The organism is Rhodobacter xanthinilyticus (assembly GCF_001856665.1).
Lineage (GTDB): Bacteria > Pseudomonadota > Alphaproteobacteria > Rhodobacterales > Rhodobacteraceae > Rhodobacter > Rhodobacter xanthinilyticus.
The window spans coordinates 1,522,980-1,548,522 of the sequence record NZ_CP017781.1; the positions used below are offsets into that span (position 1 = coordinate 1,522,980).

General features: G+C 70.8%; 17 protein-coding genes and 1 pseudogene. 13 read left to right on the top strand and 5 right to left on the bottom strand.

Annotated features, from left to right (window positions below):
* Nucleotides 1-50: 50 nt before the first annotated feature.
* From LPB142_RS07530 to LPB142_RS07550, 5 genes are all read right to left on the bottom strand, one after another.
* A complete protein-coding gene (locus tag LPB142_RS07530; protein ID WP_071165996.1) occupies nucleotides 51-1,052 on the bottom strand; it encodes a 4-hydroxyproline epimerase in 1,002 nt (333 codons plus the stop codon).
* Nucleotides 1,049-2,314 carry an NAD(P)/FAD-dependent oxidoreductase gene (locus tag LPB142_RS07535; protein ID WP_071165997.1) on the bottom strand — a complete coding sequence of 422 codons (1,266 nt, stop codon included), beginning with the start codon at nucleotides 2,312-2,314 and terminating at the stop codon, nucleotides 1,049-1,051. The genes LPB142_RS07530 and LPB142_RS07535 overlap by 4 nt, the downstream gene beginning before the upstream one ends.
* A 115-nt stretch (nucleotides 2,315-2,429) precedes the next feature.
* A complete protein-coding gene (locus tag LPB142_RS07540) occupies nucleotides 2,430-3,947 on the bottom strand; it encodes an aldehyde dehydrogenase (NADP(+)) (RefSeq protein ID WP_071165998.1) in 1,518 nt (505 codons plus the stop codon).
* Between the two features lie 10 nt (nucleotides 3,948-3,957).
* Complete coding sequence (locus LPB142_RS07545; protein WP_071165999.1) at nucleotides 3,958-4,908, bottom strand: dihydrodipicolinate synthase family protein; 951 nt, start codon at nucleotides 4,906-4,908, stop codon at nucleotides 3,958-3,960.
* Nucleotides 4,909-5,169: 261 nt separating this feature from the next.
* Nucleotides 5,170-5,865: a GntR family transcriptional regulator gene (locus LPB142_RS07550; RefSeq protein ID WP_071167171.1), complete on the bottom strand. Its 696-nt coding sequence runs from the start codon at nucleotides 5,863-5,865 to the stop codon at nucleotides 5,170-5,172.
* Nucleotides 5,866-6,019: 154 nt separating this feature from the next.
* Here LPB142_RS07550 and glpD point away from each other — a divergent pair, with 154 nt between their 5' ends.
* The 13 genes and pseudogenes from glpD (at nucleotide 6,020) to LPB142_RS07615 (ending at nucleotide 25,486) form a co-directional block, all read left to right on the top strand.
* Nucleotides 6,020-7,573, top strand: a complete 1,554-nt coding sequence (gene glpD, locus LPB142_RS07555) for a glycerol-3-phosphate dehydrogenase (protein ID WP_198037876.1) — start codon at nucleotides 6,020-6,022, stop codon at nucleotides 7,571-7,573.
* Nucleotides 7,574-7,615: 42 nt separating this feature from the next.
* A pseudogene (locus tag LPB142_RS07560) lies at nucleotides 7,616-8,816 on the top strand (FGGY family carbohydrate kinase).
* A 122-nt stretch (nucleotides 8,817-8,938) separates the two neighbouring features.
* Nucleotides 8,939-9,652, top strand: coding sequence for a hypothetical protein (locus tag LPB142_RS07565; RefSeq protein ID WP_071166001.1), 714 nt, complete (start codon nucleotides 8,939-8,941; stop codon nucleotides 9,650-9,652).
* A gap of 13 nt (nucleotides 9,653-9,665) precedes the next feature.
* The gene (locus LPB142_RS07570; RefSeq protein ID WP_156894340.1) at nucleotides 9,666-10,550 is read left to right on the top strand and encodes a hypothetical protein; all 885 of its coding nucleotides are present in this window, start codon (nucleotides 9,666-9,668) and stop codon (nucleotides 10,548-10,550) included.
* 12 nt (nucleotides 10,551-10,562) lie between these two features.
* Complete coding sequence (locus tag LPB142_RS19380) at nucleotides 10,563-15,086, top strand: hypothetical protein (protein ID WP_071166003.1); 4,524 nt, start codon at nucleotides 10,563-10,565, stop codon at nucleotides 15,084-15,086.
* A 9-nt stretch (nucleotides 15,087-15,095) separates the two neighbouring features.
* A complete protein-coding gene (locus LPB142_RS07580; protein WP_156894341.1) occupies nucleotides 15,096-15,752 on the top strand; it encodes a hypothetical protein in 657 nt (218 codons plus the stop codon).
* Nucleotide 15,753: 1 nt separating this feature from the next.
* The gene (locus LPB142_RS07585; RefSeq protein ID WP_071166005.1) at nucleotides 15,754-16,161 is read left to right on the top strand and encodes an SH3 domain-containing protein; all 408 of its coding nucleotides are present in this window, start codon (nucleotides 15,754-15,756) and stop codon (nucleotides 16,159-16,161) included.
* A 95-nt stretch (nucleotides 16,162-16,256) separates the two neighbouring features.
* On the top strand, nucleotides 16,257-17,642 hold the full coding sequence (locus tag LPB142_RS07590) for a sensor histidine kinase (RefSeq protein ID WP_083392620.1): 1,386 nt from the start codon (nucleotides 16,257-16,259) through the stop codon (nucleotides 17,640-17,642).
* Nucleotides 17,639-18,637, top strand: a complete 999-nt coding sequence (locus tag LPB142_RS07595; protein WP_071166006.1) for an NADH-quinone oxidoreductase subunit B family protein — start codon at nucleotides 17,639-17,641, stop codon at nucleotides 18,635-18,637. The genes LPB142_RS07590 and LPB142_RS07595 overlap by 4 nt, the downstream gene beginning before the upstream one ends.
* Nucleotides 18,634-20,070, top strand: coding sequence for a nickel-dependent hydrogenase large subunit (locus LPB142_RS07600; protein WP_071166007.1), 1,437 nt, complete (start codon nucleotides 18,634-18,636; stop codon nucleotides 20,068-20,070). Before LPB142_RS07595 ends, LPB142_RS07600 begins: the two co-directional genes overlap by 4 nt.
* A 61-nt stretch (nucleotides 20,071-20,131) precedes the next feature.
* Nucleotides 20,132-22,390: a carbamoyltransferase HypF gene (gene hypF, locus LPB142_RS07605; RefSeq protein ID WP_071166008.1), complete on the top strand. Its 2,259-nt coding sequence runs from the start codon at nucleotides 20,132-20,134 to the stop codon at nucleotides 22,388-22,390.
* Nucleotides 22,391-22,612: 222 nt separating this feature from the next.
* Nucleotides 22,613-23,689, top strand: coding sequence for a hydrogenase small subunit (locus LPB142_RS07610; protein WP_068765272.1), 1,077 nt, complete (start codon nucleotides 22,613-22,615; stop codon nucleotides 23,687-23,689).
* A 3-nt stretch (nucleotides 23,690-23,692) separates the two neighbouring features.
* Complete coding sequence (locus LPB142_RS07615; protein WP_071166009.1) at nucleotides 23,693-25,486, top strand: nickel-dependent hydrogenase large subunit; 1,794 nt, start codon at nucleotides 23,693-23,695, stop codon at nucleotides 25,484-25,486.
* Nucleotides 25,487-25,543 lie beyond the last annotated feature (57 nt).

Genomic DNA, 25,543 nt, shown 5'->3' on the forward strand with positions numbered 1-25,543 from the left:
CGCCCCCGGCGCGAAGGGGGGGCCGGGGGCGTGCCGCCCCCGGCGGGCGGTCACTTCACGACAAAGCCATGCGCGAAAGGGTCGCGCTCGTCGATGAAGATCGTGTTGTAGCCTGTGGTGCGCGCCCAACCCGCGATCGAGGGGATGATCGCGGGCCGCCCCGCGACCTCGGCCGCGGCCTCGACCCGGCCATGGAAGAGTGAGCCGATGATCGATTCATGGACGAAGGCGTCGCCTGGGGCGAGCTTGCCCTTGGCGGCGAGCTGGGCCATGCGCGCGGAGGTGCCGGTGCCGCAGGGCGAGCGGTCGATCGCCTTGTCGCCGTAGAAGACCGCGTTGCGGGCCTGCGCTGCGGGGTCGCGCGGCGCGCCCGTCCATTGGATATGGCTCAGCCCGGCGATCTGCGGATGTTCGGGGTGGATGAACTCGTATTTCGCGTTGAGCGCCGCGCGCAGCCGCGGCGAGAAGCCGATCAGCTCGCCGGCCGAGAAATCCGCCATGTCGCGGAAATTCTTCTGCGGCTCGACGATCGCGTAGAAATTGCCGCCATAGGCCACATCGACGACGATCTCGCCCAGACCCTCGACCTCGGCCGTCAGCCCCTCGGCGTAAAGGAAGGAGGCGACATTGGTCAGCCGCACCTCTTCGACGAACCGGCCCTCCTGGCGATATTCGATCTCGACCCGCCCCGCCGGCGCCTCGATCGCAAGCCGCCCCGGCGTGCGCGGCCGGATCAGCCCGTGCTCGATCGCCATGGTGATCGTGCCGATCGTGCCATGCCCGCACATCGGCAAGCAGCCCGAGGTCTCGATGAAGAGCACCGCGACGTCACAATCCTCCCGCGTCGGCGGGTAGAGGATCGAGCCCGACATCATGTCATGGCCGCGCGGCTCGAACATGAGCCCCGTGCGGATCCAGTCATATTCGGCCAGAAAATGCGCCCGCCGCTCGAGCATGTTGGCGCCCTTGAGGAACGGCGCGCCGCCGGTCACCAGCCGCACCGGGTTGCCGCAGGTATGGCCGTCGATGCAGGGGAAGATATGTTGGGTCATGCGTGTCTCGCGAAGCGGGAGGGGGAGAAGGGGGTGAGATCGAAGCCGGGCGCGCGCCCGGTGAGCAGATCGGCCACGATCTCGGCGGTGCCCATGGATTGGGTGAGCCCGAGATGGCCGTGGCCGAAGGCGCAGATCACCTCGGCGCGCCCGGGCAGGGCCCCGATCGCGGGCAGGCTGTCGGGCAGCGAGGGGCGGAAGCCCATCCATTGCACGCCGCCCGAGGTCTCGAGCCCCGGCAGGAAGGCCGCGGCTTTCGTCAGCATCGCCTCGGCGCGGGCGAAATTGGGCGCGCGCTCGAGCCCGCCGAGCTCCACCGCGCCGCCCACTCGCAGGCCCGTCGAGAGCCGCGTGACGACGAACCCATGGCCGCCGAAGGTCACCTGCGTGCGCAGATCGAAGGCATTGGCGGGCAGGGTGGTGTTATAGCCGCGCTCGGTCTCGAGCGGGATCTTCACCCCCGCGCTGCGCGCCAGATGATGCGAGAAGGCCCCCGCCGCGAGAACGATTTTCCCCGCTTTCATAAGGCCTTGCGAGGTCTCGACGCCGCCCCCGGTGAGCGCGCGCGCCTCCGCCACGACAATCTCGACGCCTTTCTCGCGCAGCACATCGGCGAGCGCGAGCGTGTAGAGCTTCGGGTCCGAGACCGAATACCACCCCGGCGTGAAGGTCGCATGGGTGAAGCGCGCCGCCAGACCCGGCTGAACCTGCGCGATCGCCTCGGGGGTGGTCAGATGCTCGAACGCGATTCCCTCCGCCGCCCGCGCCTCCCAGCCCGGCAGGCTCGCCTGAAACTCGCGCGCGCCCTCGTAAACCTGCAACTGGCCCTCGTTGCGCAGATAGCCCAGAAGCCCGTTGCCGATCAGGAAGGGCCGCATCGCCGCCTCCGAGACCCGCATCATCGCGGTCTGCGCCACCGTCGAGGCGCGCACGCGGGCGGGCGAGGAGGCGCGCCAGAACCGCCACAGCCAGGGCGCGAGGCGCGGCGCATAGGCCGGCGGCACCGAGAGCGGCCCGAGCGGGTCGAGCAGCCATTTGGGCGCCTGCGCGATGATTTTCGGCGAGGCGAGCGGGAAGATATCGCTGAAGGCGAGCGCGCCGGCGTTGCCCGCCGAGGCGCCCGCGGCCGGGCCCTCGCGGTCGATCACGCGCACCGAGAGCCCGCGCGCGCGCGCCGCCAGCGCCGCCGAGAGGCCAATGACCCCCGCGCCGATGATCAGCACGTCGGGGTCGGGACGGGGGGAGGAGGGCGAGCGAGTCATGGGGCGCAGTCAGTCAATCTGAGGGGGATGATGAGCCCGGGCGGCCCCGGATTCAACCGAAATATGTTCTGTATGCAAGGGCGGGGCGGGGCGGCGCGGAGGCCGCCCCAAGCGCTCAGAGCCCGCGCAGATCCTCGGGCAGGAGCGCCTCGGGGAGGTTTTGATAGCACACCGGCCGCAAGAACCGCCGGATCGCCATCGTGCCGACCGAGGTCGCGCCGAAATTGGTCGAGGCGGGGTAGGGCCCGCCATGGACCATCGCGTCACAGACCTCGACGCCGGTCGGAAAGCCATTGGCCAGAACGCGCCCCGCCATCCGCTCGAGCACCGGCATGAGCCGCCCGGCAAGTGCGGTATCCTCGGCCTCCAGATGCAGCGTCGCGGTCAGCTGCCCCGCAAAACTCTTCGCGATTTCAACCATTTCCGCATCGCTCTCGACGGTGATCAGAAGCGCGAGCGGGCCAAAGACCTCATGCCCGAGATCGGCATTCGCCCGCCAATCGGCCCCGGAAACCACGAAGAGATTGGGGCTGCCCTCGCGCGCCTGGCACATCGAGCTGAGCGCCGCGCGCACGCCCGGGGCCGCCGCGATCCGGTCGCGCCCGGCGCGATAGGCCGCCGCGATCCCCTCGGTCAGCATCACCTGCGCGCCGACCTTGGCCAACGCCTCGGTCGCCCCGGCCAGCACGGGCCCCGCCAGATCGGCGCGGATCACCGCGATGCCGGGGTTGGTGCAGAACTGCCCCACCCCCATCGTCAGCGAGCCCGCCCAGGCCGCGCCGAGCGCCGCCCCCCGCGTGGCCGCCGCGCCGGGCAGGAAGAACATCGGGTTGACCGCGCCCAGCTCGCCAAAGAACGGGATCGGCTCGGGCCGCGCCGCGCAGAGGTCAAAAAGCGCCCGCCCGCCGCCGAGCGAGCCGGTGAATCCCACCGCCTTGATCGCCGGATGCTGCACGAGCGCCGCGCCGACCTCATGCGCGCCGCCATGCACCATCGAGAACACGCCCGCATCGAGCCCGAGCCGCGCCCGCGCCGCATCGATCGCGCCCGCGACGATTTCCGAGGTCGCCGGATGGGCCTCATGGGCCTTCACCACCACCGGGCAGCCGGCGGCGAGCGCCGAGGCGGTATCGCCCCCCGCCACCGAAAACGCGAGCGGGAAGTTCGACGCGCCGAAGATCGCAACCGGGCCGACGGGGCGCTGCATCAGGCGGATCTCGGGGCGCGGCAGCGGCGCGCGCTCGGGCAGCGCCGGGTCAAGCCGCCGGTCGAGATAATCGCCGGCGCGGATATGCGCCGCGAAGAGCCGCAGCTGGCCGGTGGTGCGGCCGCGCTCACCCTCGAGCCGCGCCGCCGGCAGGCCGGTCTCGGCGCCCGCGGTCTCGGTCAGCGCGGGCCCGCGCGCCTCGATCTCCTCGGCGATCGCCTCGAGAAAGGCCGCGCGCGTCTCGCGCGGCGCAAAGCCATAGGACCAGACCGCAGCCTCGGCAGCCTCGGCCGCGGCGGCGACGAGCGCCGCCGAGCCTTGGGCGAAAACGCTGGGCGCGCCGGTCGCGGGGCGGCTCTCGAAGGTGGCGGCGCCCGCCACCCACTCGCCCGCGATCAGATGCCGCCCATGGGGTTCATAGCTCATCGCCGCCCCCTCAGAGCGCCGCCGACCAGGCCGCATACCAGGCCCGGAACAGCTTGAACTGCGCCTCGACATAGCCCTTCTGGCTCGGCGAAAGTTCGTCCGAGGCATTGAAATGCAAGGTATATTCCGGGTTTCCGGTCAGCACCATCATATGCTTGTAATAGAGCACGAGATCGGGGCCCTCGTCGAAGCTCGACAGCACCCCAAGCGCCGCCTCGAGCTCGAGCGCGCGCCCCCGCGCCACCGCATCGCCCGCCGCCGCCGCCTCGGACAGCGCCACGAGATGCAGCACCTCCTTGGGCAGGACGTTGCCGATCCCGGTGATCGCGCCCGACGCGCCGCAGTTCACATAGCCATGGAACACCGCCGTATCGACCCCCACCATCAGCGCCACCGCATCATCGCGCGAGGTGATGTTCTCGGCCGCATAGCGCATGTCCGCCGGGCCGCCGAATTCCTTGAAGCCGACGAGGTTCGGATGCTCCTCGCGCAGCGCGAAGAAGAGGTCGGCCCGCGTCGCGAAGCCGTAATAGGGGCTGTTGTAGATCACCGCCGGCAGCTCCGGCGCGGCCGCGAGGATCGCCTTGAAATGGGCGCGCTGCGCGGTGAGCGAGGGCCCGCGCGAGAGCACCCGCGGGATCACCATCAACCCCTTGGCGCCGGCGCGCGCGGCGTGCGCTGCATGTTCGGCCGCGATCTTGGTGTTGACCGCGCCGGTGCCGACGATCACCGGGATCCCCGCCGCGCAGAGCCGCGCGACACCTTCCATCCGCTCGGCATCCGTCAGGAGCGGCCAATCGCCCATCGACCCGCAATAGACCACCGCCGACATCCCCGCCGCGATCAGCTCGGCCCCCTTGCGCACCAGCGCGTCGAAATCGGGCGTGCGGTCGGCCTTGCAGGGCGTCATCAGCGCGGGGATGCAGCCGGAGAAGATGGCGGGGGAGATCGGGGCGATCATGGCGAGGTTCCTTGCAGCTGAGCCGGTGAGTCTCGCCGGGATGAAGGGATCGTGCCACGTTGTATTTTATTTGTCGACATAAAAATCGAGCGCGATAGGCCAAGCCGGAAGGGGCGCTGCCCCCACGCGCCTGACGGCGCGCCCGCCGGGATATTTGGGCATCATTGAAGAGACCCGACTGCGCTTCAACGATGCGGAAATATCCCGGGGGTGAGGGCGGAGCCCGAGGGGGCAGCGCCCCCTGTCGGTGCGGGTGGGGGCTCAGAGCGCCGGATGCTGGCGCCGGTCGCGCGCGATCAGCGCCCGGATCTGGCGCACGATCTGATCGGCATGCGCGCTCGCCAGCCGGTCGCAGCGCTCGATGTCGCGCGCCGCGATTGCCTCGATCATATCCTCATGTTCGACGACATATTCCTGCGGCAGCCGGTCGTCGAAGCTGTGGTAATAGAGCCGCAAGATCCGCCGCCCCTCATCGAGGAGCCGCAAGAAAAGCGATGTATAATAGGGGTTTCGCCCGGCTTCTGCGATGGCGGCATGGAACTCGCGGTTGCTTGCGATCATCGCTTTGGCGTCCTGGGCGGTCACCGCGCGCTCAAAGTCGAGCTGGCGCGCGCGGATCGTCTCGAGATCCTCGGCGCGGTGATGTTCGGCCGCGAGCCGCGTCGTCACCCGATACATCAGCGTCAGCGCGTCGAAAAACGCCGGCAGGTTGAGGAAGTCGATCGGCGCGACCACCGTCGAGCGGTTGGGCAGCGTCACGACCAGTCCCTCGCCCGCCAGCCGCACCAGCGCCTCGCGCACCGGCGTGCGCGACATTTCGAGCCGCTCGGAGATCTGCACCTCGTCGATCGGGCTGCCCGGCGGCAGGGCGAGGCTCAGGATCTCGTCGCGCAGCACATCATAGACAAACCGCGCGCCGGAGCCGCGTTTGCGTTCGGGGAGGGGGGTGTCGGTCATCATGTGCCTCTTGTCGACAGATAAAATACCCGCAAGGCGGCGCAAAATCAATCACTTGCCGCGCATCTGTCACCTTGCTGTCGCGCGGCTCTGGCAAGGCGTTGACTTTCGGCGCGGCTGCGCCAGCATGAGCGGCAGGAAAAGGGGGCGCCAAATGGATGATCCGGTTGATCTTTTCATCATCGGCGGCGGGGTGAACGGCGCCGGGATCGCGCGCGATGCGGCGGGGCGGGGGCTCTCGGTGCGGCTGGCCGAGCAGGGCGATCTGGCGCAGGCGACCTCTTCGGCCTCGACCAAGCTCTTCCACGGCGGGCTGCGCTATCTCGAATATCTCGAGCTGCGGCTGGTGCGCGAGGCGCTCTCCGAGCGCGAGGTGCTGCTCGCGATGATGCCGCATATCTCCTGGCCGATGCGCTTCGTGCTGCCCTATGACCCGGCGATGCGCTTTGACGCGACCTCACCGGTCTCGCGCCTTGTCGGCCTCGCGATGCCCTGGCTGCGCGGCCGCCGTCCGGCCTGGCAGATCCGCGCGGGGCTCTTCCTCTATGACCATCTGGGCGGGCGCAAACTCCTGCCCGGCACCCGCCGGGTCGATCTGAGCCGGGGCCCGCTCGCCCAGCCGCTCGACCCGCGCTTCCGCTTCGGCTGGGAATATTCCGATTGCTGGGTGCAGGATGCGCGGCTTGTCGTGCTCAACGCGCGCGATGCCGCCGCCCGCGGCGCGGTGATCGAGACGCGCACCCGCGTCACCCGCGCGGCCCGGGTGGAGGGGCTTTGGCAGATCGAGACCGAGGGCCCCGCCGGCCCCGCGACGCATCGCGCCCGCGCGCTCGTCAATGCCGCGGGCCCCTGGGTCGAGGCGGTGCTGCGCGAGGCCGTGGGCGCCGAGCCGCCCGCCCGCATCCGCCTCGTGCGCGGCTCCCATATCGTCACCCGCCGTCTTTACGACCATGACCGGTGCTATTTCTTCCAGGGCGCCGATGGCCGGATCACCTTCTCGATCCCCTTCGAGGAGGAATTCACCCTGATCGGCACCACCGATCAGGAACACGACGGCCCCCCCGGCGCGGCGATCTGCTCGCCGGACGAGGTGGCCTATCTCTGCGCCGCCGCCTCGCGCTATTTCCGCAAGCCCGTGACCCCCGAAGATGTCGTCTGGACCTATTCCGGCGTGCGCCCGCTCTATGATGACGGCGCCTCCTCGGCCACTGCCGCCACCCGCGATTATGTCCTCAAACTCGAGGGCGAGACCGCCCCGATCCTCGATATTTTCGGTGGCAAGATAACCACTTACCGGCGTTTGGCCGAGCATGCGCTGGAAAAACTCGCGCCGTTCTTCCCGCAGATGCGCGGCCCCTGGACGGCGGGCTCGACCCTGCCGGGGGGCGGCTTTGCGCCCGCCGAGGCGCCGCGCCTCGCCGAGGATCTCGTGCGCGATTATCCCTTCCTCACCGGGCCTTGGGCGCGGCGGCTGATCCGCGCCTATGGGCTCGAGGCGCGCGAGATCCTGGGCGCGGCGCGCCGCCCCGAAGACCTCGGCGAGGCCTTTGGCGCGACGCTCCATGCCGCCGAGGTCAACTGGCTGATCGCGCGCGAATGGGCCCGCGCGCCTGAGGATATCTTGTGGCGGCGCGGCAAGTTCGGCCTGCATCTGACCCCCGATCAGGTCGCCCGCCTCGCCGCCCATATCGCCGCGCACGCCCCTTGACGGGGCCGCCCCCGCGCGCTTCCATCGGCGCCGGAGGCCCCCATGACCATTCTCGCCATCGACCAGGGCACGACCTCGGCGCGCGCCATCCTCTTCGACGCCGCCCTGCGCCCGATCGAGCAGGCGGGGCAGGAGTTCCCCCAGATCTTCCCGCGCCCGGGCTGGGTCGAGCATGACCCGGCCGAGATCTGGGCCTCGGTCGCGGCCTCGGTGCAGGGCGTGCTCGCCCGCGCGGGCAAGACCGCCGCCGAGATCACCGCGATCGGCATCACCAACCAGCGCGAGACCACCGTGATCTGGGAGCGCGCGACGGGTCGGCCGATCCATAACGCGCTCGTCTGGCAAGACCGCCGCACCGCCGAGACCTGCGCGCGCCTCACCGCCGAGGGCCATGAGGGCCGCGTGCGCGCGCACCGGGCTCGTGCTCGCCCCCTATTTCTCCGCCACGAAAATCGCCTGGATCCTCGATCATGTGCCGGGCGCGCGGGCGCGTGCCGAGGCGGGCGATCTGGCGTTTGGCACGGTTGACAGCTGGCTGATCTGGCATCTCACCGGCGGGCGCGTGCATGCGACCGATGCCACCACCGTCGCGCTTCAGCTCGGCGGAACAAGGACTTACACGATCGAGGGCGCGATCTTCATCGCCGGCGCGGTGATGCAATGGCTGCGCGACGGGCTCAAGGTGATCGAGGCCGCGCCGCAGGTGCAGGCGCTCGCCGAAGCCGCCGATCCGGGGGCGGGGGTGGTCTTCGTGCCCGCCTTCACCGGGCTGGGCGCGCCCTATTGGGCGCCCGAATGCCGCGGCGCGATCCTGGGGCTGAGCCGCGGCGCGGGCCGCGCCGAGATCGCGCGGGCGGCGCTCGAAAGCGTCGGCCAGCAGACCGCGGATCTCTGGGAGGCGATGCGCGCCGATTGGGCCGAGGGCGCGCGCGGCGCGGGGGGCGCGGGCGCGCAGGTGCGGCTGCGCGTCGATGGCGGCATGGCGGCCTCGGATTGGACGATGCAGGCGCTCGCCGATCTTCTGGGCGCCGAGGTTGACCGGCCCGCCGTGCTCGAGACCACCGCGCTCGGCGCGGCCTGGCTCGCGGCGCGGGGCGCGCGCATCGGCCCGAGCCGGGCCGAATTTTCCGCCGCCTGGGCGCTTGAGCGCCGCTTTAGCCCCGCGATGGCAGCGCCTGCGCGCGCGGCGGCACGCGCGCGATGGGCGCGCGCGGTGCAGGCGGTGCTCGACTTCGGCGGCTGAGCCGCCCCCGCGCGACGCCATGCCGCGCCCAAACCCGCGCCGAATTTGACCCATCTCAAAGCGCCTCCCCCCGCCCGCGCCCGAAGATCAGAGGGTGAGCACCCCTGGAGGAGGGGGGCGAGATGCGAAGACTTCGGACAATTGCCCTGATCGGCGGGCGGCTCGTTCCGGCCGCGCTGGTGATCGGCGCGCTGGCGCTTTGGCCACGGATCGGCGCGGGCGGGGCGGCGGCGGGGCTTGGCCTTGCGGCGCTCCTCTATGGGCTGAGCGCGCGCGGGCGCGCCGGGCTCGAGGCGCGCGCGGGCTGGGCGGGAAGCTACCGTTACGGCGCGGTTTCGGCGGTGATCTTGCCCGATTGGATGGGGTTTCTCTGGGGCGGCGTGCTGATCGCGCTGCCGTTCTGGGCGGGGCGCGCGGGCGCGGGGCTGCACCCCTCGGCCGTGCTCACCTGGCCCGTGGGCGGCGCGTTTCTGGCGCTGAGCATGATCGCGGCGCGCCGCGCGGGGGTGAGTTTGCGCCTCACGCCGGAGGGGCTCGAGAGCCTCACGCTGCTCGGCGGCTGGCGGATCGATTTTGACGAGATCGCCGAGATCCGGCCCTGGCGGCGCGATCTGCCGGGCTGGGTGCGCGCGCTCGGGGCGGCCGCGGGCGCGCTCGGCAACCCGACGGCGGCGGGCGCGGTGATGCTCGCGCGGCCCTCCTCGGGGCTCGAGATCGGGCTGAAATCCGGCGCGCGGCGGGTGATCCCGGGGGATGCTTTCGAGGCGGCGACGGGGGCGATCTTGCGCGCGGCGGCGGCGCGGGGGGTGGCGCTCGCGCCCGGGCTTGCGCCCTGAGATGGAGGGGAAGATGCGTGTTATCTTGCGGAATTTATTTGCAATTCTGATCGCGGCTCTGGCGCTTGGTGCGCCCGCGCGGGCCGAGGAGTGGCGCAGCTACAGCTTGGGCGCCTACGGCTTTGGCGCCCCGGCCGACTGGGCCGTGACCGCGCGGCGCGCCGATGAGATCGACCTGGCGAGCCCCGACGGGCGCTATCAGCTCTGGGCGCGGCTCTGGCTGCCTGATGAGCCGCTTCTGGGCTATGACGATATCGTCGCGCATGGGCCGCTGACCATCGCGGGGCAGGGCGCGCTTTTCATCCATACCGAGGGGCCCACCGAGCGCTTTCTCCAATATGCGTTCGATCGCAAGGATGCCAAGGGGCGGCAGTTTCTCTTCCAGCTGATCGGGCAGGGCGCGCCGCTCGCCGAACATCAGGCGCTCTTCCAGCGGCTCGGCGCCGAACTCGTGGTGGATGGCGTGCGCGCCGTGCCCGCGGCGGCCACGCCCGCGCCCGCCGCCGACCCCTGGGCCGCCGAAGACGCCCAGCATACCGAGCTCGACGACTGGATCGCGATCGCCAACATGCGCTACGGCGCGGGCGATTGTCAGCCGCTCGATCTGGCGAGCTGGAGCCACCCGACCCGCGCCGTGATGGAGGCGCGCGGCATCGCGATCCGCTTCGTCGCGCTCTGCCGCGGCCGCACCTTCCCGGTCTTCGGGGTCGAGCTGCCCTATGACGCCCATCTCGCGGGCAACGACAGCTTCTTCCTGCCCTTCTACGACGCGATGTTCCGCGCCAATGGCAAATGGGATTTCGCGCTCTTCTCCACCCCCGATTGGCTTTTCATCGACGTGCGCGGGCGCGGCCGCCCGAGCCTCGAGATCGAGCTTTACGACGTCCCCGGCGATTGAGGAGGCCCCCCGATGCGTGCCCTGCTGACCCGTCTCGCGCTTGGCGCCCTGCTCTGGCTTGCGGCACTCGGGGCCGCGCAGGCCGCCGAAGACCCCGAGGAAAAGGTCTACAAACAGGCCTATTCCGAGGTGAAATCAGCCTTCGACGACACGCGCGCCAAATTCGACGCCGTTTATGGCCCGATCAAGGAGGCCCAAGCCGCGATCACCGAATGGCGCGGCGCGGTGCGGCGGGCGCAATCGAAGGCGGCGATCGAGAAGATCGAGGGCATGCTGGCCAGCGGAACGACGCTCGCGCGCGACGAAATGGTCCGCCAGATGCTCGGCGAGGACGCCCTCAAGGCCTTGCAAAAGCTCGACAAAATCACGGGCAAGACGATCGGCCTGCCGGAGCCCAAGCGGATGCTCGACCTGATCCGCGACCCCGATGATTTCGCCAAGCGCTACGGCTATATGTACAACCTCTCGATCTATGAGCGCGCCTTCCGCGACAGCTCCGCCGCCAAGGCGCTCGCCCAGGCCGAGGCGATTTTCGAGAAAGGCGGGAAATATCTCGACAAGGCCGGCCAGCTCGTTGATTTCGTGGCGCTTTTTGACCCGAACAACAATGCCGCCGACGGCCCCGTGGGGCGGCTCAAATCGCTCTCGGCGGTGCTCACCTATATGCAGGACATCACCGGCCCGATCCCCGGGCTCGACGACCTCGTGGGCTTTTACGCCGAGGCCGCGACCGCCTTTGCCGGCGCGCTCGACCGGCTCGACATGAAGCTCAAGGAGGCCCGCGCGGGGTCGCTTTGCGGCCAGCTCGGCCAGTTGCAGGCCGAACTCGCCGCCCTCGATCAGCATATCAAGGGCGGCTCCTGCGCGCTCTATCTCACCGACTATGGCGCCGAGGCGACCCTCAAGCCGTTGAAAGTGTGGGAACATTTCGAATATGGCGAAACCTTCTACTGGCGGCCCGCAGATGGCGCCTCGGCCTATCTCTCCCGCGCCGATGCGGCCACGCTTCTGGGTGCCTTCCGCGCGCTGCGCGCCTCGGAGGAGCCGCAAAACGCCGCCCGCGCCACGCCCGACACGTTCCTCTCGCGCGCCATGGTCACCACCCGCGCCGGCCGGATCATCGCCGAGCGCGAGTGCCGCGCGGGCGCCGATCTGATCGCCTCCGACCGCTTCCGCGCGACGCTTCTGGCGCTCGGCGTGATCGATTATGGCGATGCGATCGCGGCGCCGAGCGGCACCCGGCTGCGCCCCGGCCGCACCCCCGCGGCCGAGCTTCTGGGCCTGTGTCTCTTCGACCCCTCCGCGCGCAACCTCATCTTCGATCTCGTCGCGCGCTACCGCGATATCGCGCCGATCCGCCTCGCGCTCGTCTCGGCCGATTGGCGCCGCCCCGAGGCCCCGCGCGCCCCGGTGATCACCGTGAACGGCACGCGCCTTGTCGATGGCAAGGCCGGCACCCGGTTCGACCCGCCCGCCGCGCGGATCTTTGGCGCGCGCACGCTGGCCGATCTCGGCGCGCCGGTGGTGGTCGAGATCCGCGCCAAGGGGTTCTTGCCGAAAACCGTCGAATTGCCGCTCAGCCCCGCGCAAAATTACGCCAAGATCGGCCTGACGCCCGAGCCCGAGGAGGAGGACGCGGCCGAGAAAGCCAAGGCCGAGGCCGAGGCCCGCGCGGCGGCCGCCGAACAGGCGCTCAAGGAGGCCCGCGCCGCCGAGGCCCAGGCCCGCGAGGAGGCCAAGGCCCGCGAAGAGGCCGCGCGCGTGCAAGAGGCCCGCGCCGAAGAGCTCGCCCAGGCCGCCGCCGAAGCCGCGGCGCAAGCCGCCGCCGAGGCCGCCAAGACCGGCAAGGCCCCGACCCCGGTCGCCCCGACCCCGATCCCGCCCGCCCCCGACCCGGTCTGGGTCGCGACCGGCCAGCCCGCGCCCACCGACGCGGCGCCGTCAACGACCGGCGAGGCCACAAGCTCGGCCGGGCAGGGCGCCGAGACCCCCGAGCCCGAGACCGCCCCCGAGCCCGAGATCCCGCAAACCCTCCCCCCCGACCCGCAGGTCGCGATCGGCACCGGCCCGGGCGACAGCGCGCCGCTCGGCACCGCGCCGCAGCCGGGCGCGGAGGAGCAACCCGCCCCCGAAAGCACCGCCCCGCCCCCCGATAGCGAGGCCGCCGCCATCGCCGCCGTCGGCGAGGCCGCGCCGGGGCTCGGCACCCAGGTGCCGCTCGCGGGCCTGCCCGGTCAGGTCATGCTCGGCGATCAGGTCGTGGTCTCCGTCAACTGGACCGAGCCCGCGCCGACGGCTGCGAGCCCCGGCACCTGTGCCCCGGGCACCCCCTTCACCGAATGCGAGGTCGAGATCGGCAACACCGCCGCGAGCGTCACCGTCCACGCCGCCGACGACACCGAAGACCTCGTCGATCCCGGCCCCGCGCCCGCGGCGCTGACCTTCATCTGGCAAGGCTCCGAGGGCGTGCGCTTCGACCCGCCGAGCTCGAGCCTGCCGCAAACCACCGTCCGCTTCGAGCGCCCGGGCGAGGCGAAGATCTGGGCGCAGATCCTGCGCGAGGGCACTACCATCGCCGAGGGCAGCCAGCAGATCGTGACCGTGGGCCTGCCCTCGCTCGCGCTCGCCTTCGACCCGCCCGGCGGCGCCAAACCCGGCGCCGAGATCAGCGCGCGGATCGTCACCACCCCGCCGCTCGCCGAGGATCTCTTCACCGTCACCTGGGCCGAGCCGCCGAGCTCGAACCGGCTCGAGCTCGACGGGCCGGGCGCCACGATCCGCTTCACCGGCGCCGCCGAGGAGGTGATCGCGCTCGAGGCGCGCCTCACGACGCCGTTCTGGGGCGATGAGATCGGCACGATCAAGGGCTCCTACAGTCTCGCGGGCGGCGCGATCGAGGTCACCGCCGAGGCCAAGGGCCCCGCGCCGCAGGTCTGGGACCCGGTCGCGGGCGGGCTCGTCGCGGCGCCCGCGGGCAGCTGGGTCACCGGCCAGGAGATCACCCTCACCGCCACCTTCCCCGAGAGCCCCGCCAAGGCGCCGAACTGGGATTGGACGGTCAACCCGGGCACGACCCTCTCGAACCCGATCTCGCAAACGCCGACCGTGAGCCGCGCCGAACCGGGCGCGATCGAGGCCGAGGTGGTGGCCCATGACGCCGACGGGCGCGAGCTTGGCCGCGGGGCGATCACGCTCTCGGTCGCGCCGCAGATCGCCGCGATGGTGGCGCCCGATGCGGGGGGCGAGGTGCCGATCCTGAGCCTGCCCGAGACCAAGGCGGGCCCGGAGGCGGCGGCGAAATCCTCCGCGCCCGCGCCCGAAGCGGCGCCGGCTGCGGCGGCCTGCGCGCCCGGCCAGCCCGCCGCCGCGACGGCCGCAAGCCTTTGGAAAAAGGGGCTTTCCGCGGTTTCGGCGGGGCAGGGCGCGGAGGGGCTCGCGGCCCTTGAGGCCTCGCTCGATCTGTGCCCCGATGCGACCCGCGCGGCGCAGGTCGCGGCGCTGAAATCGCATCTGAGCGCCACGGCGGCGCCGAATGCCGCGCCGGGCACCGCGCCGGGCACCGCGTCGGGCACCGCGTCGGGCGCCACCGCAGGCGCGGCCTCGGGCGCGGCGGGCGCCGCCTGTGCGCCCGGCGGCGCCGATTATGCCCGCGCGGCCGAGCATTGGCGCGCGGGGCTCGCCGCGGTGAGCGGCGGCGCGCCCGAGGCGGGGCTGGCTGAGCTCGATGCGGCGCTGGCACTTTGCCCCGACCCGACCCGCGCGGCGCAACTGGCCGCGCTCAAGACCCGTCTCGCGGCCCCCGCGCCCGCGACCGCGCCCGAGACCGCGCCCACCCGCGCGCCCTCCGCGCTCGAGGCCGCCGCCGCCGCCGCGCAGGCCGCCTGCGCCCCCGGCGGCGCGCGCCAAGAGGCCGCGCAAGCCGCGCTTGGCCGGGCCAGCCGCGCGCTCGATGACAGCGATCTGGCCACCGCCCTCGGCGCGCTCGAAGAGGCGCAAAGCCTCTGCCCGGATGGCGAAAAAGCCTCTCTGATCAAGGAGCTGCAAAGCGTGATCACAGAGGTCGAGGAAAGCCGCCCCGCCCCCGAGGAGGGCGCCGCGCCCGAAACCGCGAGCCCGGGCGTGCTCTTCCCCGGCGGCGCCGCGCCCACGCCCGTGCCTGTGCCCGCGCCCGTGCCGACGCCGGCCCCCACCCCCACCCCGGCCCCGGCCGCGGGCGTCGAGGGCGGCTATTCCGGCACGATCACCGGCGCGCCCGGCGCGATGATCTCGCTCACGATCTCGGGCGGGCGGGTCGAGGGCTGGGTCCGCGGCAGCTTCGAGGGCGACAAGATCTCGCTCGCCTTCTCCGGCCCCGCGCCGGGCGGCGCCTTCGATGTGCCGATCACCGGCAAGATCACCGACAGCAGCTACCAGATGGATTGGACGATCGGCGGGCGGATCACGGGCGAGGCCCGGGGCGACCGGGTGAGCGGCCGCTGGACCGTGGGCAGCGATAGCGAGAGCCGCTCCGGCAGCTACCAGGCCAACCGCGAATAGGGGGATATGATGCGATATAAATCAATCATTTGCGCGGCGATCTTGATGTGCCTTGCGGGGCCCGGCGCGGCGCTGGATCTCGGCCGGTCGGGCATCGCGCTCAACCCGCCCGCGCGCGGCTGGAAGCTCGAGGAGCACCGCGACGCGGCGATCGCGGTCTGGCATCTGCGCGCCGAGAGCTGGGATCCGCCGCCGGCCTCGGGGCTGATCGCGGTGACGGTCTCGATGCTCGACGGCGACCCTTGGCCCGACCCGGGCGCGCTGCGCGATGCGGCGGGGCGGGCGATGCGGGCGGGGCTGATCCGCGATCTGGCGGCCGATGCGCCCTTCGATCTCGCCGCCGGGCGGTTCCAGATCGCGGGCGAGGATTTCACCGGCGCGATCGGCCTTGGCGATGCGCCCGCGCGCCCCGCGATGGCGCGGGTTCTGGCGATCCGCACCGGCGACGGGGCGCTCCTGATCTCGGCCTTTTCGATCAAGGGCCCGGGCGAGGGGGCCTTTGACGGGCTCTTCGGGCCGGGGGGGATCCTGACCGCGATGGGCCCGGGCGCCGAGGCGCTCAACGGCGCCGCCGCCGCCCCCGCCACCGCCCCGCCCGCCGCAGACCCCGCGCTCGAAGAGCTCCTGCAGCAGATGCAGGGCGGATTTTCCACGGGAGACCAATGACATGCGTGCATTTCTTCTGGCCGCCTGCCTGCTCGCCGCGCTGCCCGCCGGCGCCGAAGTGGTGGGTAACCTCAGCCCCACCGGCGACAATTACCTGACGCTGCGCGCGGGCCCCAGCACCAAGGCCGAGGCGCTCAGCCGGATGGGCCCGGGCACCCGCCTTGTCGTCTTCGAGACGCAGGGCGATTGGCGCTATGTCGCGACCGAGGATGGCCGCGAGGGCTGGGCCTTTGGCAAATATATCCTGCCCGACCCGGTCGGCGCGGTGCTCGCGCCCCTTGGCGCGGTCGCGCCCGAGGCGGCGGGCGTGCTCGCGCCCGCGGCGGGGCCGGCGGTCTCCTATGACCCGTTCGACTGGGTCGAGGGCCATATGGCGCAGTTCCACGACCCGCTGAAATACTACCCATGAGCGGCCGGGCGGCGGCGGGCACAAATCGCGGTGGAAATCGCCCGCCCGCGCCGCTAGGCTCGGGGCCCGACCTTGGCCCAAAGCGCTTCCTCGCCATGACCCCGCCCGACCTCACCCCCCCCTCGCTGCGCGGACCGGCCTTTGCCGGCGCCCAGCCGCGCCGCGCCGGCATCGAGGGCCTCGGCGAGGGCGATGATGTCTGGATCGACGTGCTCTCGGCGGTCGACCGCACCTATGCCGAGCTCGTCGATTATCAGGAGCGGCTCGAGCGGCAAAACCGCGAGCTCGAGGATCTGCGCTCCTTTCTCGGCTCGATCCTGGCCTCGGTCTCGGATGCGCTGATCGTCGCCTCGCGCGGCGGGGCGGTGCTTGAAACCTCGGCCTCGGTCACCGCGCTCACGGGCCGCGCGCGGGCCGATTGGCTCGGACAGCCGGTCGCGAACCTCTTCGTGCCCGAAGATCACCCCGCGCTCGACGGGGCGCTTGCGCGCGCCGCCAACAGCCGCCACCCGGTCGATCTCGAGGTGGCGCTGGCCACCGCCGCGGGCCCCGCGCCGCTCGCGCTCTCGGTCGGGCCGCGGATGGATGAGCGCGGCCGCGTCGCGGGCTATGTGCTCTCGGGCCGCCCGGTGGGCGAGCTGCGCCAGGCCTATTCGGCGCTCGCCCGCAGCCATGAGGAGCTCAAGGCCACCCAGGCCCAGCTCGTGCGCAACGAAAAGCTCGCCTCCCTCGGCCGGCTGCTCGCGGGCGTCGCGCATGAGCTCAACAACCCGATCTCCTTTGTCTACGCAAACGCCCATGCGCTCGAGCGGTATGCGGGCAAATTCGAGAGCTATTTCAAAGAGGTGCAGGATGGCGCCAGCCGCGAGAAGCTGATCCGGCTCCGCGAGGATCTCAAGCTCGACCGCGAGCTGCGCAACCTGCGCACGGCGGTCGCGGGGGCGCGCGAGGGCGCCGAGCGGGTGCGCGATATCGTCGAGGATCTGCGCCGCCTTTCGGCCGATGGCTCGGGCCAGATGGCGCCTTTCGATCTCGCCCAGACCGCGCAGATCGCCGTCGACTGGGTCCGCCGCGGGGCGCGCGCCGATGTCGGGCTGCGCTTCTCCGGCCCGGCGAGCCTGATGGCGGTGGGCCGTCAGGGCCATATCCAGCAGGTGCTGATGAACCTCGTGCAAAACGCCTATGACGCGCTCGAGGGGCGCGAGGGCGGCGCGATCGAGATCACCCTCGCCGCCGTCGGCGGGCGCGCCGAGCTGAAGGTGCAAGACAACGGCCCCGGCGTCCCCGAAGACCTGCTCGCGGCGATTTTCGACCCGTTTTTCACCACCAAGCCGGTGGGCCGCGGCACCGGGCTCGGCCTCTCGATCAGCCACAAGATCATCGAGGAACATGGCGGGCGGCTGCGGCTTTGCGCAAGCGAGATCGCGCAGGGCGGGGCCTGTTTCTGTTTCGATCTGGCCTTGGCGGAGGGCGCGGCATGAAGGTTCTCTGGCTTCAGGCTGCGGGCTGCGGGGGCTGCACGATGTCGCTCCTGTGCGCCGAAAACCCCAATGTTTTCCAGCTCCTGGAAGATGCGGGGGTGGGGTTTCTCTGGCATCCCTCGTTCAGCCTCGAGACCGGGGCGGAGGTGGCGGCGTTGCTTGCGCGTATCGAGGCGGGCGAGGTGGCGCTCGATGTGCTCGCCGTCGAGGGCGCGGTGGCGCGGGGCCCGCGCGGCACCGGGCGGTTCCAGATGCTCGGCGGCACCGGGCGCTCGATGCTCGATTGGGTCGAGCGGCTCGCGCCTTTGGCGGGCGATGTGGTGGCGGTGGGCTCCTGCGCGGCCTTTGGCGGGGTGACCTCGGCGGGCGGCAACCCTTCGGATGCGGTGGGCCTGGGCTATGAGGGCACTTTGCGCGGCGGGATCCTCGCGCCCGAGTTCCGCGCGCGCTCGGGGCGCCCGGTGATCAATATCGCCGGTTGCCCGACCCATCCCGATTGGGTGACCGAGACGCTCTTGCTGCTCAAGGCCGGCGCGCTCGGGGCCGAGGCGCTCGACGCGCTCGGCCGGCCGCTTTTTTACGCGCAACATCTTGTGCATCACGGCTGCCCGAAAAACGAATTCTATGAATACAAGGCCAGCGCCGTCGCCTTCTCCGATCAGGGCTGCATGATGGAGCATCTGGGCTGCATCGGCACGCAGGCGGTCGGCGATTGCAATATCCGGCCCTGGAACGGCGAGGGCTCGTGTACGCGGGGCGGCTATCCCTGCATCAATTGCACCGCGCCCGAGTTCGAGGAGCCGCGCCACGCTTTCACCGAGACGCCGAAGATCGCCGGGATCCCGGTGGGCCTGCCGACCGATATGCCCAAGGCCTGGTTCATGGCGCTCGCCTCGCTCTCGAAGGCCGCGACGCCCGAGCGGATCGCGAAGAATGCGGTCGCGGATCGGGTGGTGGTGCCGCCCTCGATCCGGCGGCCGAAGGGGGGGAAATGAGCGAAACGAGGCTGGTCGTCGGGCCGTTCAACCGCGTCGAGGGCGATCTCGAGGTGCATCTCGAGCTCTCCGAGGGGGCGGTGGCTTCGGCGCGGGTGAACGCGCCGCTCTATCGCGGCTTCGAGCGGATGCTCGAGGGCAAGGACCCGCGCGATGCGCTCACCATCACCCCGCGGATCTGCGGGATTTGCTCGATTTCCCAATCGGTTGCGGCGGCCTTTGCGCTTGGCGAGGCGATCGGGCTGCGCCCCGCGCCGCAAGGGGCGCTGGTCGCGGCGCTGATCCATGCGGTCGAGAATGCGGCAGACCATCTGACCCATTTCAACCTGTTCTTCATGCCCGATTTCTGTCGCCCGGCCTATGAGGGGCGGCCTTGGGCGGCGCAGGCGGTCGCGCGTTTTGCGCCGGGCGCGGGGGGGGCGGCGCGCGCGGCCGTCGAGGCGCGGGCGGAGCTGATGCATATCCTTGGCATGCTCGCCGGCAAATGGCCCCATACGCTTGCGGTGCAGCCCGGCGGCGTGACGCGCGCGCCGGGCCCGCGCGAGGTGGTGCGGATCGGGGCGCATCTGCGCGCGTTTCGCCGCTATCTCGAAACCGTGGTGTTCGGCGCGCCGCTCGAGGCGTTTGTCGCGCTCGAAACCGCTGAGGCCGCTGCGGCCTGGGGGGCGGGCGATGCCGGGGTGTTCTTTGAGATCGCGGCCGATCTCGGCCTCGCCGATCTCGGCCGCGGCGCCGGGCGTTACTTGAGCTTTGGCGCCTATCCGCTTGAAGAGGGGCATGTTTTTGCCTCTGGGCTTTGGGAGGGGGGCGCGCGGGAGTTCGACGCGAGTGCGATTTCCGAAGACCTGAGCCATGCCTGGATGCTCGGGCCCGCGCGCCATCCGTTCGAGGGCGAGACCCGCCCCGATGAGGAGATGCGCGCGGCGGCCTATAGCTGGTGCAAGGCGCCGCGGCTGGGGGGCGCGCCGGTCGAGGTGGGGGCGCTGGCGCGGCAGGTGGTCGACGGCCATCCGCTCGCCCGCGCGCTGGTGGCGGGGGCGGGCGGCGGCGTGATGGCGCGGGTCGCGGCGCGGCTTTTGGAGCTCGCGCGGTTGCAGATCGAGATGGAGCGGATCGTGGCGCGGCTCGAGCCCTCGGCGCGGTTCATGCTGCGCGGCGGCGGGGTGCCGGAGGCGGGGCGCGGGGCGGGGCTCGTCGAGGCGGCGCGCGGGGCGCTCGGGCATTGGCTGCGGATCGAGCGCGGGAAGATCGCGTCCTATCAGATCATCGCGCCGACGACCTGGAATTTCAGCCCGCGCGATGCGCGAGGGGGGCCCGGGCCGCTCGAGGCGGCGCTCGTCGGGGTGTCGGTGGCCCCGGGTGAGGCGGTGCCGGTGGCGGTGCAGCATGTGGTGCGCAGCTTTGATCCCTGCATGGTCTGCACGGTGCATTGAGGGCGCGGGTGGTCAGGGCAGACCGGGGCGCTGCCCCGGACCCCGGGATATTTGAGGCAAGATGAAAGAGCAGGGCGTTCGGATCCGGGTGCGGGGGCAGGTGCAGGGGGTGGGGTTTCGCCCCTTCGTCTGGCGGCTGGCGCGCGAGCGGGGGCTGAGGGGGCAGGTCTGGAACGACCCGGAGGGGGTCGGGGTGGAGCTCTTCGGCGAGATCGGCGATTTTCTGGCCGCGTTGCGGGCCGAGGCGCCGCCGCTGGCGCGGATCGATGCGGTGGAGGCGGCGCCTTTCGAGGGCGCGGCGCCGGCGGGGTTCACGATCACGCCCTCGCGCGGGCATGGGGCTCAGACGCGGGTGGCGCCCGATGCGGCGAGCTGCCCGGACTGTGTGGCCGAGAGCCTCGGGCGGGGGGGCTATGCGGGCGGGCGGCGGGCCGGTTATGCCTTCACCAATTGCACCCATTGCGGGCCGCGGTTTTCGATCCTGCGGGGCTTGCCCTATGACCGGGGCGAGACGACGATGGCGGGGTTTGCGATGTGCCCCGCGTGTCGGGCGGAGTATGAAAACCCCGCCGACCGGCGCTTTCATGCGCAGCCGATCGCCTGCCCGGTTTGTGGGCCGCGGGTCTGGTATGAGGAAGGCGGCGCGGAGGTTGCGGGGGACGCCGTGGCGGAGGCGGCGGTGGCGCTGCGGGCGGGAAAGATCATCGCGATCAAGGGGATAGGTGGGTTTCATCTGGCCTGTGATGCGCGCGACCCCGGCGCGCTCACCGCGCTGCGCGTGCGCAAGCGCCGGCCGGCGAAGCCCTTTGCGCTGATGGCGCGGGAGGGCGATCTGGGGGCGATTGTCGCGCTTTCGGAGCCCGCGCGCGCGGCGCTGCGGGCGGCGGCGGCGCCGGTCGTGCTTTGCCCGGCGCTGGCGGGGGCGCTGCCGGAGGCTGTGGCGCCCGGGATGGTCGAATATGGCGTCATGCTGCCCTATACGCCGCTGCATCACCTCCTCCTCGAGGCTTTTGGCGGGGTCTTGGTGATGACCTCGGGCAACCTCTCGGGCGAGCCGCAAGTCATTGAAAACGCTGAGGCGCGGGAGAAGCTCGCGGGCTTTGTCGACGGCTTTTTGATGCATGACCGGCCGATCGCGCGGCGGCTCGATGATTCCGTCCTGCGCGCCGAGCCCGCGCAGGTCTTGCGCCATGCGCGCGGCCGGGTGCCGGATGTCATCGCGCTGCCCGAGGGGTTTGGCGGGGCCGAGATTGTCGCGCTTGGCGGGCAGATGAAGGGGGCGATCTGTCTGATCAAGAACGGACAGGCGCTCCTTGGCCATCACTTGGGCGATCTCGACGGGGCGCTGTGTTTTGACGAATTCGAGAAGGCGGTGGCGGATTATCGCGCGCTCTTCGAGCACCGCCCGGAGCGGGTCGCGGTCGATGCCCACCCGGGGTATCGGGCCACCCAGGCGGGTCAGGCGATGGGCCTGCCGGTGGCGGAGGTCTGGCATCATCACGCCCATCTGGCGGCCTGTCTGGGCGAAAATCTCTGGCCTCTGGCGGGGGGCCAGGTGGCGGCGATCGTGCTCGATGGCACCGGGCTCGGCCCCGATGGCACGCTCTGGGGTGGTGAGGTATTGCTGGGCGATTACAAGGGCTTCTCGCGCGAAGCTCATCTGCGGCCGGCGCCGCTTCCGGGCGGGGATCGGGCCGCGCGCGAACCTTGGCGCAACGCGGTGATGCGGCTCGATCAGGCGGGGCTCGGGGGCGCGGCGGAGGCCGAGTTCGCGGGGCTCGCGGTTGCGCCGTTGCGGGCGGCGGCGCGGGCGGGGGTGAATGCGCCGCTCTCCTCCTCGGCGGGGCGGCTCTTCGATGCGGTGGCGGCGCTCTTGGGGATCTGCCCGGTGGGGATGAGTTTCGAGGGCGAGGCGGCGATGCGGCTCGAGGCCTTGGCCCGGGCGGGCGAGGGGCGGGCAGAACTCGTGCTGCCCACCGCGCCGGCGGGGCCGGTGATCGACCCCGCGCCGATGATCGCCGCGCTGATGGCCGCGCGGGCCGCGGCCGCGCCCGAGGCGCTGGCCTTCGCCTTCCACCGCTGGCTCGCGGAGGCTTTCGCGGCGCGGGCGCGCGCGCTGGTCGAGGCCGGCCGGGCGCGGGCGGTCGTGCTCTCGGGCGGGGTCTATCAGAACGCGCTCCTGCATCGGCTCAGCCTCGCCGCGCTCGAAGGGTTGCCGGTTCTGACCCATGCCAAGGTGCCCGCCAATGACGGCGGGCTCGCGCTCGGTCAGGCGCTGATCGCTGCGGCGCAGCTTTCCCCGGGGCCGGAAAGCACCTGACCGAAAGGGCGCGCCCACGGCAAGGAACTTGCCGGTGCGACCGGCTGTCGCAGATGAACTTCGCGCCGTAATGCCTTAAAAACTCGCAATAAAAACATCTTTCCCCGGGGTGACGAAACTCTTTGTCCGCCGCCCTCTTCTCCCGGCATACCGATGGATACCACGGCGCCACCGGGCCACCCGCCCGCGCCGATCAAAGACATGAGGCACGGGAGGGAGACCTTGTCGAAGATCGAAACCTTTTATGACGTGATGCGTCGCCAGGGGATCACCCGGCGCAGCTTCATGAAATATTGCTCGCTGACGGCGGCGGCGCTCGGGCTCGGGCCCGCCTTCGTGCCGAAGATCGCGCATGCGATGGAGACCAAGCCGCGCACGCCGGTGATCTGGGTCCACGGGCTCGAATGTACCTGCTGTTCGGAGAGCTTCATCCGCGCCGCGCATCCGCTGGCCAAAGATGTCGTGCTCTCGATGATCTCGCTCGATTACGACGACACGCTGATGGCCGCCGCGGGCCATCAGGCCGAGGCCGCGCTCGCCGATACGATCGAGAAATACAAGGGCAACTATATCCTCGCCGTCGAGGGCAACCCGCCGCTCAACGAAGACGGGATGTTCTGCATCGTCGGCGGCAAGCCCTTCGTCGAGCAGCTGCGCGAGGCCGCCAAACACGCGAAAGCGATCATCAGCTGGGGCGCCTGCGCCTCATATGGCTGCGTGCAGGCCGCCGCGCCGAACCCGACGCGCGCCACGCCCGTGCACAAGGTGATCACCGACAAGCCGATCATCAAGGTGCCCGGCTGCCCGCCGATCGCCGAGGTGATGACCGGCGTGATCACCTATATGCTGACCTTCGACCGGCTGCCCGAGCTCGACCGTCAGGGCCGCCCGGCGATGTTCTACAGCCAGCGCATCCACGACAAATGCTACCGCCGCCCGCATTTCGACGCCGGCCAGTTCGTCGAGACCTGGGACGACGAGAACGCGCGCAAGGGCTATTGCCTCTACAAGATGGGCTGCAAGGGCCCGACCACCTACAACGCCTGCTCGACCGTGCGCTGGAACGAGGGGGTGAGCTTCCCGATCCAGTCGGGCCACGGCTGTATCGGCTGCTCGGAAGACGGGTTCTGGGATCAGGGCTCGTTCTATGACCGGGTGACCAACATCAAGCAATTCGGCATCGAGGCCAATGCCGACAAGATCGGCCTGACCGCCTCGGCCGCCGTCGGTGGCGCGGTGGCGGTCCATGCCGCTGTCTCCGCGCTCAAACGCGCCCAGAAGAAAAACGAAGAGGTGTAAGCCATGACCACCCAAACGCCGAACGGCTTCAACCTCGACAACTCCGGCAAGCGGATCGTCGTCGACCCGGTGACCCGGATCGAAGGCCATATGCGCTGCGAAGTGAACGTCAACGAGCAGGGCGTGATCACCAACGCCGTCTCGACCGGCACGATGTGGCGCGGGCTCGAGGTGATCCTCAAGGGCCGCGACCCGCGCGACGCCTGGGCCTTCACCGAGCGGATCTGCGGGGTCTGCACCGGCACCCATGCGCTGACCTCGGTGCGCGCGGTGGAAGACGCGCTCGGCATCGCGATCCCCGACAACGCCAACTCGATCCGCAACATGATGCAGCTCGCGCTGCAGATCCATGACCATGTGGTGCACTTCTACCACCTGCATGCGCTCGACTGGGTGAACCCCGTGAACGCGCTGCGCGCCGATCCGAAGGCGACCTCCGAGCTGCAACAGATGGTCAGCCCGAGCCATCCGCTGTCTTCGCCCGGCTATTTCCGCGACGTGCAAAACCGCCTCAAGCGGTTCGTCGAGAGCGGCCAGCTCGGCCTCTTCAAGAACGGCTATTGGGATAACCCGGCCTATCAGCTGCCCCCCGAGGCGGATCTGATGGCGACCACGCACTATCTCGAAGCGCTTGATCTGCAAAAGGAAATGGTGAAGATCCACACGATCTTCGGCGGCAAGAACCCGCATCCGAACTGGTTGGTGGGCGGCGTTCCCTGCCCGATCAACGTCCATTCGACCGGCGCCACCGGCGCGATCAACATGGAGCGGCTGAACCTCGTCAGCTCGATCATCGACCAGTCGCTCGACTTCGTGAAGAACGTCTATATCCCCGATGTGATCGCGGTGGGCGGGTTCTACAAGAACTGGCTCTACGGCGGTGGGCTCTCCTCGAAGGCCTGCCTCGCCTATGGCGACATCCCGGAAAACCCGAATGATTTCTCGCCCGAGCAGCTCCACCTGCCGCGCGGCGCGATCATCAACGGCAACCTCAACGAGGTCCATGACGTCGACGTGCGCGACCCCGAGCAGGTGCAGGAATTCGTCGACCATTCGTGGTACACCTATGGCGAGCCGGGCCGCGGCCTGCACCCCTGGGATGGCGAGACGACCCCGCGCTTCGAGCTCGGGCCGAACGCCAAGGGCACCAAGACCAACATCCAGGAGCTCGACGAGGCGGCGAAATATTCCTGGATCAAGGCGCCGCGCTGGAAGGGCCATGCGATGGAGGTGGGGCCGCTCGCGCGCTACGTCATCGGCTATGCCAAGGGCCACGAGGACATCAAGAACCAGGTCGACGGGCTCCTGCGCACCATGGATCTGCCGGTCACCGCGCTCTTCTCCACGCTCGGCCGCACCGCGGCGCGCGCGCTCGAGGCGGAATATTGCTGCCGCTTGCAGCGCCATTTCTTCGACAAGATGATCGCCAATATCAAGAACGGCGACGAAAGCACCGCCAATGTCGAGAAATGGGACCCCTCCACCTGGCCGAAAGAGGCCAAGGGCGTGGGCATGACCGAAGCGCCGCGCGGCGCGCTCGGGCACTGGATCAAGATCAAGGACGGGCGCATCGAGAATTATCAATGCGTCGTGCCGACCACCTGGAACGGCTCGCCCCGCGACAGCCAGGGCAATATCGGCGCCTTCGAGGCCTCGCTGCTCGACACGCCGATGGCGCGCCCCGAGGAGCCGGTCGAGATCCTGCGCACGCTGCACAGCTTCGACCCCTGCCTTGCCTGCTCGACCCATGTCATGTCGCCCGATGGTCAGGAACTGACCACCGTCAAGGTGCGCTGAGGGGGGCGGGGAGGATGACCACGTTCCTGTCAACCGCACCGCAGCACCGGGGAGGGT

Coding starts and splice junctions, on each gene's coding strand:
- LPB142_RS19380 (WP_071166003.1), top strand. CDS start 10,563: ATGCGTGCCCTGCTGACCCGTCTCGCGCTTGGCGCCCTGCTCTGGCTT.
- hypF (WP_071166008.1), top strand. CDS start 20,132: ATGAAAGAGCAGGGCGTTCGGATCCGGGTGCGGGGGCAGGTGCAGGGG.
- LPB142_RS07590 (WP_083392620.1), top strand. CDS start 16,257: ATGACCCCGCCCGACCTCACCCCCCCCTCGCTGCGCGGACCGGCCTTT.
- LPB142_RS07550 (WP_071167171.1), bottom strand. CDS start 5,865: ATGACCGACACCCCCCTCCCCGAACGCAAACGCGGCTCCGGCGCGCGG.
- LPB142_RS07585 (WP_071166005.1), top strand. CDS start 15,754: ATGCGTGCATTTCTTCTGGCCGCCTGCCTGCTCGCCGCGCTGCCCGCC.
- glpD (WP_198037876.1), top strand. CDS start 6,020: ATGGATGATCCGGTTGATCTTTTCATCATCGGCGGCGGGGTGAACGGC.
- LPB142_RS07530 (WP_071165996.1), bottom strand. CDS start 1,052: ATGACCCAACATATCTTCCCCTGCATCGACGGCCATACCTGCGGCAAC.
- LPB142_RS07595 (WP_071166006.1), top strand. CDS start 17,639: ATGAAGGTTCTCTGGCTTCAGGCTGCGGGCTGCGGGGGCTGCACGATG.
- LPB142_RS07545 (WP_071165999.1), bottom strand. CDS start 4,908: ATGATCGCCCCGATCTCCCCCGCCATCTTCTCCGGCTGCATCCCCGCG.
- LPB142_RS07570 (WP_156894340.1), top strand. CDS start 9,666: ATGCGTGTTATCTTGCGGAATTTATTTGCAATTCTGATCGCGGCTCTG.
- LPB142_RS07565 (WP_071166001.1), top strand. CDS start 8,939: ATGCGAAGACTTCGGACAATTGCCCTGATCGGCGGGCGGCTCGTTCCG.
- LPB142_RS07615 (WP_071166009.1), top strand. CDS start 23,693: ATGACCACCCAAACGCCGAACGGCTTCAACCTCGACAACTCCGGCAAG.
- LPB142_RS07600 (WP_071166007.1), top strand. CDS start 18,634: ATGAGCGAAACGAGGCTGGTCGTCGGGCCGTTCAACCGCGTCGAGGGC.
- LPB142_RS07580 (WP_156894341.1), top strand. CDS start 15,096: ATGCGATATAAATCAATCATTTGCGCGGCGATCTTGATGTGCCTTGCG.
- LPB142_RS07540 (WP_071165998.1), bottom strand. CDS start 3,947: ATGAGCTATGAACCCCATGGGCGGCATCTGATCGCGGGCGAGTGGGTG.
- LPB142_RS07535 (WP_071165997.1), bottom strand. CDS start 2,314: ATGACTCGCTCGCCCTCCTCCCCCCGTCCCGACCCCGACGTGCTGATC.